Origin of the sequence: Providencia sp. wls1943 (assembly GCF_009706275.1) — a bacterium.
GTDB classification, from domain to species: Bacteria; Pseudomonadota; Gammaproteobacteria; order Enterobacterales; family Enterobacteriaceae; genus Providencia; species Providencia zhijiangensis.
Genome location: NZ_WLTU01000016.1, coordinates 235,093 through 249,708 on the forward strand (window position 1 = coordinate 235,093; position 14,616 = coordinate 249,708).

Below are 14,616 nucleotides of genomic sequence, written 5' to 3' on the forward strand. Positions count from 1 at the left end.
AGTGGTGGCATACAGAATTAAGCGGTTAGTTTTTTGCAGTGAATGGTTTTCAAACGTCGCCAAACCCTCAAAAAATGTGATCAGAGTATCAAATATTTTCCATTTCAATAGGTTAAGCAATTTTTAAAATCATGTTTAAATTGTGACTTTTGTTAAATCCCAGAGGGTAATACATGAATAAAACGCTAATTTTCCCCCTTGAGCGGATTAACAATTTCTTGCCATTCTCCCCCAATCCACCAGTGATGTTCTCCGTCGGTTTGCCGCTCACACTTCTCGCCGACCTTGGCTTTACCATTTTCGAATGGATATGCACAATCATAAATCGGCTCAATCACAATCTCTCCAGTTTGTGCGTTGGAATAACCTATTTTTTCCCCTTGACGAATTCGGTATAGCCCTTCACTTGCAGGGTCAAGACCATTATCAAAATAGTAGAATTGATACACTTCATTACCTTGCTTATCCACGAGCCTGATACCACCTTTTTTATATACGCTTCCTTTAAGGCAATACAGGAAAGGTGAAGAAGGTTCAAAGCAGCGGATTTTTTCGCTTTCATCTTCCGCCATTAACTGAAACTGTTCTTCGAGTGGCATGGCAGCTGCCATCGTCGTCAACACAGAACCCATCAGCATGCTTTTTATTAGTATCGCTTTCATTCGTAAAGGCGCCTCTCATTTTATTAGACACCCAGCATCCCTTAAAGCATTCCTAATGGGTATCAGATAATCACGCAATTGCTTTTATATGTCTTTTTCATGCCCTTTTCTCCCACACTATTTTTCACTATAGATACCCTCAACCAATAAAATATTAACTTATTAATAAAATAAAACTTAAAACTAAATAATTATGAAATTTATATTTTCCTTTTAAATAACAATAATTAGAGAAAACCAAAAAATAGTTACATAGGAAATTATTTTTGAAGTGAATCACAATAACAGAACATTATTTATACATTAATAACTCAAAGGCGTTATTGTTAATTAAATGATGATTGAATGTTAAGTTCAATGAGGAAATGAAATGAGCACACAAAAATATGACTATATTATTGTCGGTGCAGGCTCCGCAGGTTGTGTTCTCGCCGCACGCCTGATCCAAGAAACCCAAGCTCGCGTGCTGCTTATTGAAGCGGGCGGTAGCGATAACCACATGTTTATCCGTATGCCAGCTGGCGTAGCAAAAATTATTGCCCAAAAAAGTTGGCCCTATGAAACCGAACCAGAACCTCACGCCAATAACCGCAAAATGCAAATTGCTCAAGGTCGCGTGCTCGGGGGCAGCAGTTCAGTCAATGGCATGATCTACATTCGCGGGCAAAAGCAGGATTATGATAACTGGGCACAAAAGTATGGATGCGAAGGATGGGGCTATCAAGATGTCCTACCGTGGTTTAAAAAAGCCGAACGCAATGAAAGCCTAACCGGAGAATACCACGGCACTGAAGGACCTCTTCCCGTCAGTGAAAACCGTTATCGCCATCCACTTTCGATGGCATTCATTCAAGCGGCTCAAGAACATGGTTTACCTTACGTTAATGACCTTAATGGAGAGAGCCAACAAGGAACCAGTTTCTATCAAACCACCACACATAATGGGGAAAGAGCAAGCACCTCCAAAACCTATTTGAAATCAGTGGCAAATAGCGACCGTTTAACTCTCAAACTTAATACCCAAGTTAATCGCATTATTATTCGCGATGGACAAGCAATTGGTGTGGCTTACCAAGGCAAAAATGGTCACGAAGTCGAAGCCCTTGCCTGTGAAGAAGTGTTGGTTTGTTCCGGCGCAATGGGATCAGCGAAGTTATTGATGCTCTCTGGTATCGGCCCTGAAGAACACCTTTCTTCTTTAGGGATCAAAACCGTAGCGAATTTACCCGTGGGCAAAAACTTTCACGACCATTTGCATATGTCCATCAACGTCACCACCAAAGAGCCAATCAGCTTATTTGGCGCCGACCAAGGCTTTGCCGCTATCAAACATGGTTTTGAGTGGATGGCATTTCGCTGTGGGCTACTCGCCTCGAACGTTTTAGAAGGCGCCGCCTTTAAAGACAGTTGCAACCAAGGTCGCCCAGATGTGCAAATTCACTTTTTGCCTATTTTAGATAGCTGGGATGATGTGCCGGGGGAGCCGCTACCTGCCGCTCACGGTTTCTCACTGAAAGTCGGTTACTTACAACCTAAGTCTCGCGGGGAAATTTTACTGCGTAGCCAAAACCCGCAAGATCCGTTAAAAATTCACGCGAATTACTTGGCTGAACCAGAAGATATGGCAGGTTGTAAACGTGCAGTAAAATTCGGTTTAGCAGTATTAAGCCAGCCATCATTGCAAGCCGTCAGTAAAAATACATTGATGCCGCCTGCCCAAGTTCAGCATGATGAGGCGCAATTAGAAGAGTTTGTGCGTAATTTCTGTAAAACGGTTTATCACCCTGTTGGCACTTGTCGTATGGGAACCGATACCGCAAATTCCGTCACGGATTTACGTCTTCGCGTTCATGGGATCAACAAACTACGTGTGGTGGATTGTTCGGTGATGCCAGAAATCCCAAGTGGCAATACCAATGCGCCAACCATCATGATTGCAGAGCGTGCAGCCGCGATGATTATTGAAGATAGGCAATAATCCCCTAAAAAGCCCCCGCCAGAACCTAACATGGCGGGGGATAATCACTATCCTGTTACTTTCACTCGAGCCGCCGCTGTTTTTGCCATCTCTAGGGCTTGCTCAATCGAATCTCCGACCGCGAGCGCCACCCCCAAACGGCGAGCCCCCGCAATTTCCGGTTTGCCAAATAAACGCAATTGAATATCAGAATCAAGTGCCTCATGAATGCCCGAAAAAACCACATTCCGACTATGCAGCTCTGGTAAAATCACAGCCGATGCGCTCGCACCATACTGGCGAATAGTGCCAATCGGTAAGCCTAAGAAAGCACGAACATGTAATGCGAATTCAGATAGGTTTTGAGAAATCAACGTCACCATGCCAGTGTCATGAGGACGAGGAGAGACTTCGTTAAAAATGATCTCATCGCCACAGACAAACAGCTCCACACCAAATAAACCGAATCCACCTAAAGCGGTGACAATTTTCTTCGCCACGTCCTGTGCTTTTTGCAACGCAACGTCACTCATCGCTTGCGGCTGCCAAGATTCGCGATAATCACCTTTTTCTTGGCGATGCCCCACTGGTGCGCAGAAATGCACACCGTCTGCCGCGCTAATGGTTAATAAGGTAATTTCAAAATCGAAATTCACCATTTTTTCAACAATCACGCGCCCTTGACCTGTACGTCCACCTTCTTGGGAATAATTCCACGCACTATCAAGCTGCTCCGCGGAGCGAATGATGCTCTGCCCTTTCCCCGATGAGCTCATGACTGGCTTTACAATGCAGGGAAAGCCAATTTCATGGGCTGCGGCTTCAAAATCCGCTTTCGTTTCCACGAAGCGGTATTCAGAGGTTGGGAGCTGTAGCTCTTCAGCTGCTAAACGGCGGATCCCTTCACGGTTCATGGTTAAGTAAACCGCATTAGCAGATGGCACGACTTTTTGACCTTGCTTTTCGAGTTCCACCAACGTTTTGGTGGCAATCGCTTCAATCTCAGGCACGATAAAATCCGGTTTCTCACTCGCAACAAGTTGGCGTAGTGCTTCACCATCCAACATATTGATGGTGTAACTGCGATGAGCAACATGCATCGCGGGTGCGTTGTCATAGCGATCCACTGCAATCACTTCAATACCCAAACGCTGGCACTCAATCGCCACTTCTTTACCTAACTCCCCCGAACCGAGAAGCATAACTTTTGTCGCGCTAGAACAAAGTGCAGTACCTAATTGGCTCATGATAATGACCTTATATCCCCAGAGATAAATGCTGCTACATAAAAGATGATGTCTAAAAAGATGGCAGGGATTATATACGCAATCGTTTGCTTTGACCATAATAGAAGCGCAGCCTGCTGACGGTATTCTCCGTAAACAGGCTAATTGATTAAAATCACAGGTTAAATTTGAGGAGGTTCATCTCGCCCGGTCACATAAGGTTGGCGGCGCGCACCTTTGCCATAGCGTTTATGAAGCAGCGCTAACACACAAAATAGTAGGCCAATCCAAATCAAAGTGAAGCTGACACCTTTGACCCAATCGAAAATTTCATTAAACAGGAAAACGGCTAACAAGAATTGAATTGTTGGCTCTATATATTGTGCTAAACCAATCACCGTTAATGTGGTGCGTTTAATCGCTGCAGTGAAAAAGAGTAATGGAATAATTGTCACAGGCGCCGCCAACATGTACAGCACTTTGGTTTGCCAATCACCATTTTCTACCGCACTCATTCCATGTGCGGATAACCACCATGTAATACCAACCGCTAGGGGTAATAACCAGAGCGCCTCTAAAAACAGAGAGGTGATAACATCAAAACGAATAAATTTACGGATCAAACCATAAACCGCAAAGGCACTTCCCATCACTAAGGCTAAAACGGGCAGTTCCCCATATTGAATAATTTGGTAGGCAACGCCTGAGAAAATAAATACCACCGCGAGTTTTTCTGCGAAAACTAAGCGCTCTCGCAAAAAAATCACCCCAAGCAAGATGGAAAATAAGGGATTAATAAAATAACCCAAGCTCGCGGCCAGTACTTGTCCATGGGTTAAGGCATAAGTGAAGGTTGTCCACGACACCGCCATAATCGAGGAGCTAAAAAAACATAGCACAATTGAACGTTTATCTGCCCACACTTGTTTCCACAGGGATTTATTCTTGATAAGCAACCGAATAAAAAATAAGAACGGAAGAGACCAAATCAGTCGTTGCGCCAGTAATTCCATGGCTTGAGCATCTGGAAGTAACCGATAAAACAGCGGGGTTATCCCCCAAAGAATATAAGAAAAGATAGCTAATGCTACCCCGGAACGCAGCAACATAATTTATCCGTATGAAAGTGTTGGTTGATTTTTCTTCTCTATAATACGCCAATAACGGAAAGATAGTAGGTTGAAGTGCAAACTATCACTAAGGTTATCGACCAATTCATTCACACTAAACACTTCTATTAATGATACACAAACCAATAGTGCAATATTTTTTAAGGTAATTATTACGTGTATTCACTCACTTTTTTAGAGTACTTTGCAATTTTACTGAGATAATTTTAATGACTTCATCACAAAACTTAAAAACAGATAAAAATTATCAAGAAAGATGATTAATTAAATTTCATAAAATTGCTAATAGTGCTTTTTATGACTAACATTTTGCGATATTATTACTTAGCTAAATAACATTTTTTCATGTTATCTAGAAAACATAATAATCGTAAGACAAGCTTAAAACTCTATCTTGTTACAAAACATTAAACAGATGTTACGTTTTGACACACACTTTAACTTTTGTTTCTTTTTTATATTAAAATTAGACTAGTACTTTTTTTTATATCAATTACGTTCAGCAATAATCTATAAAAAAGAATAGTTGAAAATATATTGCCATTTTCATCGGTAAATTATTCTCATTCTATTAAACTACGTTAATTTTAATGTCAAATCCGTTTAACAGGAGTTTGGTGATGAATAGCGCCATTCATGTAATCGTTGAAAACGATAATGTCTTTAAGAATAAACTGAAATCAAAGATGGAATCTTTTGATTTTATTTTTAAATTCTATAATGACGAAGAGGTATTTATTAGTACTTATACTTACCCTAAAGAAGAGAATGCAACGGATTGTGTTTTATTATTCGTAGGCAATAACTCAAGTCATATTAATAAATTAAAAAATCTTACTCAATCTTTAGCTGTAGTCCCTGTTATTGTCATCGCAGAAGAACCTTCCGCGGCACTATGCAGAGACTGTTTCAAGGCTGGAGCCTTTGATTTCTATGCATTTCCATTTGATGACAGAGTGTTTCTAAGCGCTATTCAAGGAGCTAATGAACACTTTGATAAACAAAATGAAAATCATAAAAAATATATCTATTTAGCCGATAAATTCGACCGTCTTTCTGCAAGAGAGCGTGAAATCATGGACATGATTTTAGACGGTAACACCAGCAGAGAAACGGCTGAAAAACTATCATTATCACCAAGAACCGTAGAAGTACACCGTTCAAATATTTATACGAAACTAGGAATAAAATCACTGCCTCAATTAATCCAAGAGTATGAATATATTAATACTTATTCTGCAAATGCTTAATTATCTTTATTCACCAGCCCCCCTTCCTGCCTAATGGTTTATCAAAAAATCATTAGGCATTTTTTCATCTTCGAGAACATCCAGAAAAATATAATTAAATTTAGATTTTTATTTAGATAACGATTTAGTTTAATCATTTAACTTAGCTATCCACTTAGCTATCCACTTAACTATTCGGTTAACTATTTTTCACTATCAAACTTAGCATAACGATTATGCATTCTATTTCGCTTTATTAATTTACCACCCTAAAATAACTATTTTTTAATCAATAGTGGAAAATTAAATAAATTGCACTATCATTTTCATACAAGGAAACTGTTACTCTAGTTATTAATAACAAAAATCGCATTTATAGCTAAATATAAGATTAATATATTTAGTTTAAAATAAAATATAAACCTATATATATCCCCATAGCCATTTACTCTAACTGTGAGTGTGTGTATTCACTGAAATAAAAACCTATAACGTCAAATTAAAACCAATTCCTAAAAAAAAGCGTACTGAGATCAACATACTTATCGATAAGATAGGTTGATAATCTTAGCTCTTTTTCATTTCTTCTCTTTCGTTTCGCTGCAAGGCGTGGCTGAGCCCACAATCAATATACATTGATATGTTGGGCTTAGCGATTACCGTAAGGCTGTGTGATTTGAATGCTTCGAACGTTTTCAGCATTACTGCTGAAAATCAGTAGAAGCTTTTTTTATTGGCAGGACTGTTTTTATTGACGGAACTGTTTTTATTGACAGAGCTATAGCTTGTATTCACGAATATCAATCTGATACTGCTTCAACTTGCGCCACAGTGTCGTTCGTCCCATATTTAACGCTTGATGCATCTCCTGAATTTTTCCGCCGTAAGCCAGCGCGGCTTCGATAATTAACGCTTTTTCCACTTCATGAATGTTCAAGTCATGGAACAGATTATGTCCGAGAGTCTTCTCTGAAAGTTTTTGCCAGTAAAAGTGACACTTCAACTTTTCACTGATTTCTCGCCCTAGGGTAAGAGTGAGTGCTAACAATATATTGCTGCTGGTTGGCTCCCCACGTAATACCAACGTGGCTAGCAACCGCGTTTCATCATAAATAGGGGCAAAATAATAAGTATATCCTTGTGAGTTAATCGGCTGGTCATCTAACGAAGTGACCTGCATTTGAGAGAATATCCAAGATGGCAACATAGCGCCGCTGTCTGATTTACGCTTAGACCATAAGGTTTGACCGTATTTATCCAACAACATTCCTTCAATGTCGAAATCATGGATAGGTGATAAGCCACTAGTGATGGCTTCACTTGCCAGTTGTATCAACAACTCCGGATTAATGGAGCATGACGATTTTTCTGTAAGCTGTGCGAGTTTGGGAATTGTAAAATCAATAGTCATAATCAGCCTTATTCTTCGATAAGTATTCTCCCTGATTATGTCAAGTTATCAGTTAAGTTTTATATCCTAGATCAAGTTATGATTTGATAGATTTTGGCGGGATGATATAGATCAAGTATTTGAAAAATAGAAAAAACCCAAAATGGTGGGTTATATCGAAAAAAGCCTGCGAAAGTGATCCGCAGGCTAAATTTTGAGCCAGATAATAGCCTATTTTTTTATTCGCTAACAACGGTGCCCCACAGGTCATATTCATCAGCATGCTCAATCAGCACTTTAACGATATCCCCTGCTTTCACATCAAACTCGCCATTAAGGTACACCATGCCGTCAATTTCTGGCGCATCGGCCATACTACGGCCTACAGCACCTTCGTCATCGACCTCGTCGATAATAACTAAAAGCTCGCGACCCACTTTCTCTTGTAAGCGCTGAGTGGATATCTCTTGCTGAAGCTGCATAAAGCGATGATAACGCTCTTCTTTAACCTCTTCAGGGACTTGATCAGCCAGTTCATTCGCTTTTGCGCCTTCAACTGGGCTGTATTTAAAGCAACCGACTCTATCTAATCGAGCTTCTTGTAAGAAATCCAATAGCATCTGAAAATCTTCTTCTGTCTCACCAGGGAAACCAACAATAAACGTCGAACGCAATGTCAACTCAGGACAAATTTCACGCCAACGTTTAATACGCTCTAACGTTCTTTCTACCGCACCCGGACGTTTCATCAGTTTTAAAATTTTCGGGCTAGCGTGCTGTAATGGAATATCCAAATAAGGTAACACTTTACCTTCGGCCATTAATGGGATCACATCATCAACATGTGGGTATGGATAAACGTAATGCAGACGAACCCAAACGCCCATAGAAGCTAACTGTTCACATAATCCAACCATGCTGGTTTTTACTGGCTGGCCATCCCAGAACCCTGTACGGTGTTTAACATCCACACCATAAGCAGACGTATCTTGAGAAATCACCAGTAACTCTTTCACACCTGATTCCACTAAACGCTTGGCTTCATTTAGTACATCGCCAATGGCACGGCTATCTAAGTCACCACGCATCGAAGGAATGATGCAAAAAGTGCAACGGTGGTTACAGCCTTCCGATATTTTTAAGTAAGCATAATGTTTTGGCGTTAATTTTACGCCTTGCTCTGGGACTAAACTAAAGAACGGATCATGCTCTGGTTTTGGCACATAGTGGTGAACGTGATTTAACACTTGTTCATAACTATGTGGGCCCGTAATTTCTAATACCTTCGGGTGAACTTCACGGATTTGGTTCTCTTTTGCGCCCAGGCACCCTGTCACAATCACTTTACCATTTTCGTTCAACGCTTCGCCGATAGCTTCTAACGATTCTTGAACGGCACTATCAATAAAGCCACAGGTATTCACGATAACCAGATCGGCATCGTCATAGCTAGGGACGACTTGGTAACCATCAGTACGCAGCTCCGTTAGGATACGCTCTGAATCAACGAGGTTTTTTGGGCAGCCAAGTGAAACAAAGCCAATCTTTGGCACTGAATTCGTATTTTGCGACATAGCTCACTTCTTTATTATGTTATAGATATTGTTTTAAAAAATGGGCTGGATTTTACCTGAAGTATAGCGGGAATTGTATATTTTTTTGGCGGTGGAAATGACATTTAGAACGAAATTCCCGCGCCATTTCTAGCGCAGGAATTTCACTCAGAAAAACAGCAAAAATTAGCGGTTAATTGAGCGGGCGATACGGGAATAGGTGTGTCTAACACCGCGTATCACAATACTGTAATTCAAAATATTCTCTGGCAAGGCAATGCCGTTATAACCCGAGTCACCAATATGATGTAAATCTGTTCCTGCCATTTTACACATTAAAGCAATCTGGCGGATGGTTTGCAGGTCTGCCCCTTCTTGGGACGTGCCAATCGCCGTCATGGTCATCACTCGCTGAGAATGGCAATAACTCACCATTTTCTGCACAAATTCCGACGATATTCCCGGAACAGTTCCCGGTGCTGGCAATAAAATAATATCCGCACCACTCTTAATAAAGGAATGAATATCCTCTTCGGTAATTAACTGCTCAGCAGACGCATTGAGGACTCCCGCTGCATGCATTTTTCCCGTAATAAGAACGATATCTTCCCCCACCACCGCTTTGAGTTCTTTAAGGCTTTGGTTGATTTCTTGATTGGTGACGCCATTCCCCGGATTCCCGGTCAGGACAATAATATCTGCCCCCATCTGCTTTAATTTCAGGGCATTTTTGACGGTAGCCAAACGTCCTTCAGAAATTTTCCACTGTTTATCTTGATGGGGATTATTAAACCCTGCAGGAACAGGTTCCAAATTCACACCAATCGCACGTCCTGTTAAGTGCTTTAAGGTACGGATAATGTCATCGGGTGCAATGCCTTCTGGTAAACCTTGCATCACAGGATTATTCACATCAAAAACATTCAATAGCAAAATGTCGGCACCTTGGCTTGCTGCCAGTTCCGCATTGGTGACATTCATCAAGACCGGCTGAATAGTCCCAATAGTTTCACTCACCAGTAATCGCCCTTCGCTAGCTTTAATCGCTTCCAGTAAGCTTTTCTTATTCATTTTTACAATTTCAGAAGCGGAACAATCCAAATAACGTTTTTGCATCTCCAGTACCTCGATTTTATACCTAATAAATACCGATCAACGTTTCGACTATAGCATGTGAAACCCACTACGGTGTCTGAAGCAAGTCACCTTTCTAATACTTATTTTTTATCACTAAAAAAGAAAGCATTAACACTTTGATTAATATTAAATTTAAATATATTCATAGTAAGGATTGGATATAAGCCTAAAACATTCTGCTTGTTTTTGATTAATAGTAATGATTATCATTATGCTTCTAACTTCATTCAGGTAAGGATGTCACAATGAAATTCGCTTATCAGGCAGCCGTTTCAGGCTTAGCCTTATTCTCTCTATCCGCCTTTGCTCAAGAGTATCCTCTCGGTCACCCAGTCATTAAAAACGGCATGGAAATCCAAGGTGTTTATTTACAGCCTATCACCATGGACACCGAAGAAGGTCATCACAAGATGGCTCACCTGCCAGCGGATAAAGCCGACGTTCACTTAGAAGCCGACATCCACGCCGTAGAAGATAACCCTAACGGCTTTGCAGAAGGCGATTGGATGCCTTACTTAACTGTCGAATATACCGTCACCAAGCTGGGCGATAAGCCACAGACTCAATCAGGTACCTTTATGCCGATGGTCGCAAGCGATGGTCCTCACTACGGTGAAAATATTAAACTGGATGGTAATGGTAAATATCGCGTTACTTATAAAATTTACCCACCATCACACAATCAACAAGCTGCTTTCGGTCGTCACATTGATAAAGAAACTGGGGTTGCGCCTTGGTTCGAACCGTTTGAAGTCTCTTGGGACTTTGACTATGCCGGCATAGGTCGCAAAGGCAGTTACTAATTTTTCAATGATGCGCTGAGGGCTTTCGCGGGGGTAATATTCCGCGCGAGCCCTTTTTCGCTAGTAAGGAACTCTTAATTTTCAATAAGTTTGAGCCAACAATGAAAACATTACTCAGCTTTTTACTGGTTTTTATTTGCGCATTACTTCCGCAATCAGCCTTAAGCGCCGAAAAATATACTGTTGAATTAGAAATGAAAAATGGGGATTTAATCCCACGCGTTCTGGAAGTGCCTGCGAAAACCATTATTCGTATCAAAATTACCAATACAGGCACTGAACCCGCAGAGTTTGAAAGTCTGCAACTGCGCAAAGAAAAAGTATTAGCCCCTGGCGCCAGTTCAGTGGTGGTTATTGCACCTTTAAAACCAGGTAGTTACACATTTTTCGACGATTTCCATCTGTCACATCCAAAAGGCGAGATCATCGCTAAAGAGTAGGATTCAACATGGGACAAGTTCTCTTTGTAGTTTGGCGCGAAAGTTTTGAAGCGCTATTAGTTATCGGCATCATCTATGCGTGGATCAAACGCCACCCTGATGCTCGTAATGGGATGAAATTCCTCTGGGGCGGTGTTGGGCTAGGCATCGCTATGTCCATCTTACTGGCTCTATTAATTTACGGCGTATTTAATGTCCTTGATGACACCGGGCAATCTATTTTCATGATAGTCATGGAGATCCTCGCCTGTATCTTGATTGTTCAAATGGTCTATTGGATGAACAAAAGCGGCGGCTCGATGAAAAAAGAGCTGGAATCAGGTATCAATCGTAATGCCGAACACCACAGTTGGTGGGGAGCGACCTTGATTATCGCCATCGCGATTGCCCGTGAAGGCAGCGAAATTGTCGTTTTCCTTTCCAGTTTTATCATGTCGTTAACCGCTGAAAATGCTAACGAATTTATCTTTGAAGTTGCCGCGGGTATCGTTATTGCGGGTATGACTCTGTATGCCTTCTTATTAACTAACCGAATTATTTCATGGAAAATTTTCTTTAAAGTCACTGGTGTGATTTTACTGTTCCTCGCCCTCTCCTTACTGCTCCGTGGCGTTGAAGAGATTTCAAACTTAATGATTGAGTTTGACTATCCAATTCCTGAATTTTTAATCTACCCAGCATGGGATACCAGCGCATTACTGGATGACTCCGGTGTGGTTGGCAACTTTATCTCATCATTCTTTGCATACCGTTCACAGCCAATTTGGCTCAGTGTCATCACCTTTGTTGTCTATTGGATTGTGATCCTCGCACTGTTTGTTTGGAGCAAAAAACATGCCGCTAAACGGAACTTACAAAATGCGTAAAATCACCCGCTTAGCCATTAGCGTAATCGTCGCTTCACTCGTGGCATCGACTGCCTATGGCAAAGCCCTACGCTCCCCTGTGCAAACAGGGGACAACATCATCATTGCTAAGGGGGATATTCCCACCCCTGAAAAATATCAACCCGCCATTCAAGAATACTTATCCTTCGTCAACACGGAGTTAAGTGAAATGGTAGTGCAATTAGAAAAACTCAATCAAAGTGTGCAAAAAGGTCAATTAGCGCAGGCGAAAGCGGCCTATATACAAGCCCACCAGCACTATGAAACCGTGCGTCCGGTCATTGTATTATTTGGTAATACCGACCGAACCATCAACCCTCGTGCAGATTATTTTCTAGATAAAGAAAAAGATTACCGCTTCGTGGGATTTCACTTGGTTGAATACCTTTTATTTGCAAAGCAAGATCTCAAAGCGGCGCTGCCAGCATCTGATGAGCTGTTATTAAAAGGGAAAGATTTACAAAAGCGCGTGCTGACTGAAACCATTGAAATTCCGAAACTGGTGCAAGCTTCAGCCGATTTTATGGAGATGATCCTCGAAACAAAACTGTCGGGGCAAGAGAATATTTATAGTCTCTCTGACCTGTCGGATATGGCGGCAAATGCCAAGGGTTCTCAAGCCATCATCGAGGTTATCAGCCCGTTTATTGAATCCAAAACCCTTGATCAAATAAAAGAAAATGATCAGAAAATTAATAAAATAGTGCAGTCATATCAATTAGCTAAAGGTCAATACGCGCCTTATAGCCAACTAAAACAACAAGACAAAATGGCGCTCTATTCCCTGTTAACGCAACAAGCTGAACTGCTCGCCACATTACGCGCTCAGTTAGATGTTGATGTTTACTATAAATATTAAGGCATAAATTTATGCAAGCTAAACTAAAAAGCGAGTCACAACCTTTGGGGTTTTCTCAATCTAAAGTATCTCGCCGACATGCGCTAAAAACCTTAGTCATGGGGGGCGCTATCCTTGCCGCTCCAGCCCTCAGTGCTAAAGCATCCATTGCGGATTGCGAGCTGACTTATGACAAAAGCATCAATTATTTAGGTTCACACCAAGCGGGCGTGTTAACCCCAGAACAGAAAAATGCCTCGTTTATCGCTTTTCGAATCACGTCGACGACCCTTGATAAGCTGCAAACGCTGTTCACTGTATTAACTCAACGCATTGCCTTTCTGACCCAAGTACAAAAATCTACGCCGAATCAGAATGATAAAATGCCTCCCGCAGAGTCTGGGATTTTAGGAACGCTTATTCAGCCTGACGCTTTGAGTGTCACGGTCTCCTTGGGCGATAGCTTATTCGATTCACGCTTTGGATTAGAAAAGCTTAAGCCGAGCCAATTGGTGAAAATGACCAGCTTCCCGAACGACCGTTTAGAAGACAAATGGTGTGGTGGTGATGTGGTGCTGCAAATATGTGCCAATAGCCAAGAAAGCGTAATTTATGCGCTGCGCGATATTCTCCGCCACACTTCACCTTATTGGTTCCCACTCTGGAAAATCGATGGGTTCTTACCCTCAAGGGATATTGATAAACGCTCTACTCCAATTAATTTATTTGGCTTTAAAGATGGTACCGGTAATGCGCCAGCCGACGACAGCAAATTAATGGATGAGCTGATTTGGGTCACTGAAGACAGCAAAGAGCCAGCATGGTGTGTCGGCGGTACCTACCAAGCGGTTCGCCTAATTCGTTTTAATCTCGAGTTTTGGGATAGAACACCGCTAGAAGACCAAGAAAATGACTTTGGTCGCCATAAAGCAACTGGCGCACCAATGGGGATGAAGCACGAAATGGATGACCCCGCGTTCGACAAAGATCCTCATGGTGACCGCGTCTTATTTGACTCCCATATGCGCCGTGCCGAACCAAGAAATCCAACTCGCCATACCGCCAAGTTACGTCGCCGTAGTTACAGCTACTCTCTTGGCTTAACCGATAACGGCGCTCTGGATATGGGGCTGATTTTCGTTTCATATCAAAAGAATTTAAAAACCGGCTTTATTGATACTCAAAAACGGTTAAATGGCGAACCACTGGAGCGCTACATTAAACCGTTTGGAGGGGGTTACTATTTCGTTTTACCTGGCATTCAATCCGAGCAAGACCAACTTGCTAAAGGGTTATTTGCCGCGCTGAAAGCCACTAAATAGCGCCATAAAAAAGCCCCGAATATTATTTCGGGGCTTCTAGCA

13 protein-coding genes are annotated in these 14,616 nt (G+C 41.6%); 7 read left to right on the forward strand and 6 right to left on the reverse strand.

The genetic code is table 11. The annotated features are described in order from the left end of the window. Positions 1-185: 185 nt before the first annotated feature. A complete protein-coding gene (locus GKR48_RS07235) occupies positions 186-662 on the reverse strand; it encodes a WG repeat-containing protein (RefSeq protein WP_154627584.1) in 477 nt (158 codons plus the stop codon). A gap of 370 nt (positions 663-1,032) precedes the next feature. Here GKR48_RS07235 and GKR48_RS07240 point away from each other — a divergent pair, with 370 nt between their 5' ends. Further along, the gene (locus GKR48_RS07240; protein WP_154627585.1) at positions 1,033-2,640 is read left to right on the forward strand and encodes a GMC family oxidoreductase; all 1,608 of its coding nucleotides are present in this window, start codon (positions 1,033-1,035) and stop codon (positions 2,638-2,640) included. Between the two features lie 47 nt (positions 2,641-2,687). On the opposite strand, the gene purT is transcribed toward GKR48_RS07240, so the two are convergent. Continuing rightward, complete coding sequence (gene purT, locus GKR48_RS07245; protein ID WP_154627586.1) at positions 2,688-3,866, reverse strand: formate-dependent phosphoribosylglycinamide formyltransferase; 1,179 nt, start codon at positions 3,864-3,866, stop codon at positions 2,688-2,690. A 161-nt stretch (positions 3,867-4,027) separates the two neighbouring features. Continuing rightward, positions 4,028-4,954, reverse strand: coding sequence for an EamA family transporter RarD (rarD, locus tag GKR48_RS07250; RefSeq protein ID WP_154627587.1), 927 nt, complete (start codon positions 4,952-4,954; stop codon positions 4,028-4,030). Positions 4,955-5,595: 641 nt separating this feature from the next. Here rarD and GKR48_RS07255 point away from each other — a divergent pair. Continuing rightward, entirely contained in the window at positions 5,596-6,225 is a 630-nt protein-coding gene (locus tag GKR48_RS07255) for a response regulator transcription factor (RefSeq protein ID WP_154627588.1), read from the forward strand. A 757-nt stretch (positions 6,226-6,982) separates the two neighbouring features. Here the strand turns inward: GKR48_RS07255 and GKR48_RS07260 are convergent. The 3 genes from GKR48_RS07260 to GKR48_RS07270 all read right to left on the reverse strand — a co-directional run bounded on the left by GKR48_RS07260 (position 6,983) and on the right by GKR48_RS07270 (position 10,263). Then, positions 6,983-7,615, reverse strand: a complete 633-nt coding sequence (locus GKR48_RS07260) for a helix-turn-helix domain-containing protein (RefSeq protein WP_154627589.1) — start codon at positions 7,613-7,615, stop codon at positions 6,983-6,985. A gap of 218 nt (positions 7,616-7,833) precedes the next feature. Beyond that, on the reverse strand, positions 7,834-9,168 hold the full coding sequence (gene rimO / locus GKR48_RS07265) for a 30S ribosomal protein S12 methylthiotransferase RimO (RefSeq protein ID WP_154627590.1): 1,335 nt from the start codon (positions 9,166-9,168) through the stop codon (positions 7,834-7,836). A gap of 165 nt (positions 9,169-9,333) precedes the next feature. Then, positions 9,334-10,263, reverse strand: a complete 930-nt coding sequence (locus GKR48_RS07270; protein WP_154627591.1) for a DUF7916 family protein — start codon at positions 10,261-10,263, stop codon at positions 9,334-9,336. A 266-nt stretch (positions 10,264-10,529) separates the two neighbouring features. On the opposite strand from GKR48_RS07270, the gene GKR48_RS07275 reads away from it, so the two are divergent. The 5 genes from GKR48_RS07275 (at position 10,530) to efeB (ending at position 14,574) form a co-directional block, all read left to right on the forward strand. Continuing rightward, positions 10,530-11,087: an iron transporter gene (locus GKR48_RS07275; protein WP_036955660.1), complete on the forward strand. Its 558-nt coding sequence runs from the start codon at positions 10,530-10,532 to the stop codon at positions 11,085-11,087. Between the two features lie 101 nt (positions 11,088-11,188). After that, positions 11,189-11,527 carry a cupredoxin domain-containing protein gene (locus GKR48_RS07280; RefSeq protein ID WP_036955670.1) on the forward strand — a complete coding sequence of 113 codons (339 nt, stop codon included), beginning with the start codon at positions 11,189-11,191 and terminating at the stop codon, positions 11,525-11,527. Between the two features lie 8 nt (positions 11,528-11,535). Then, complete coding sequence (locus GKR48_RS07285; protein ID WP_154627592.1) at positions 11,536-12,393, forward strand: FTR1 family iron permease; 858 nt, start codon at positions 11,536-11,538, stop codon at positions 12,391-12,393. Continuing rightward, positions 12,386-13,273 (forward strand): EfeM/EfeO family lipoprotein, encoded by an 888-nt coding sequence (locus GKR48_RS07290; RefSeq protein WP_154627593.1) that lies wholly within the window; start codon positions 12,386-12,388, stop codon positions 13,271-13,273. Before GKR48_RS07285 ends, GKR48_RS07290 begins: the two co-directional genes overlap by 8 nt. 11 nt (positions 13,274-13,284) lie before the next feature. Continuing rightward, positions 13,285-14,574, forward strand: coding sequence for an iron uptake transporter deferrochelatase/peroxidase subunit (efeB, locus tag GKR48_RS07295; RefSeq protein ID WP_154627594.1), 1,290 nt, complete (start codon positions 13,285-13,287; stop codon positions 14,572-14,574). The last annotated feature ends 42 nt before the right edge of the window (positions 14,575-14,616 follow it).

Coding starts and splice junctions, on each gene's coding strand:
- GKR48_RS07235 (WP_154627584.1), bottom strand. CDS start 662: ATGAAAGCGATACTAATAAAAAGCATGCTGATGGGTTCTGTGTTGACG.
- GKR48_RS07240 (WP_154627585.1), top strand. CDS start 1,033: ATGAGCACACAAAAATATGACTATATTATTGTCGGTGCAGGCTCCGCA.
- purT (WP_154627586.1), bottom strand. CDS start 3,866: ATGAGCCAATTAGGTACTGCACTTTGTTCTAGCGCGACAAAAGTTATG.
- rarD (WP_154627587.1), bottom strand. CDS start 4,954: ATGTTGCTGCGTTCCGGGGTAGCATTAGCTATCTTTTCTTATATTCTT.
- GKR48_RS07255 (WP_154627588.1), top strand. CDS start 5,596: ATGAATAGCGCCATTCATGTAATCGTTGAAAACGATAATGTCTTTAAG.
- GKR48_RS07260 (WP_154627589.1), bottom strand. CDS start 7,615: ATGACTATTGATTTTACAATTCCCAAACTCGCACAGCTTACAGAAAAA.
- rimO (WP_154627590.1), bottom strand. CDS start 9,168: ATGTCGCAAAATACGAATTCAGTGCCAAAGATTGGCTTTGTTTCACTT.
- GKR48_RS07270 (WP_154627591.1), bottom strand. CDS start 10,263: ATGCAAAAACGTTATTTGGATTGTTCCGCTTCTGAAATTGTAAAAATG.
- GKR48_RS07275 (WP_036955660.1), top strand. CDS start 10,530: ATGAAATTCGCTTATCAGGCAGCCGTTTCAGGCTTAGCCTTATTCTCT.
- GKR48_RS07280 (WP_036955670.1), top strand. CDS start 11,189: ATGAAAACATTACTCAGCTTTTTACTGGTTTTTATTTGCGCATTACTT.
- GKR48_RS07285 (WP_154627592.1), top strand. CDS start 11,536: ATGGGACAAGTTCTCTTTGTAGTTTGGCGCGAAAGTTTTGAAGCGCTA.
- GKR48_RS07290 (WP_154627593.1), top strand. CDS start 12,386: ATGCGTAAAATCACCCGCTTAGCCATTAGCGTAATCGTCGCTTCACTC.
- efeB (WP_154627594.1), top strand. CDS start 13,285: ATGCAAGCTAAACTAAAAAGCGAGTCACAACCTTTGGGGTTTTCTCAA.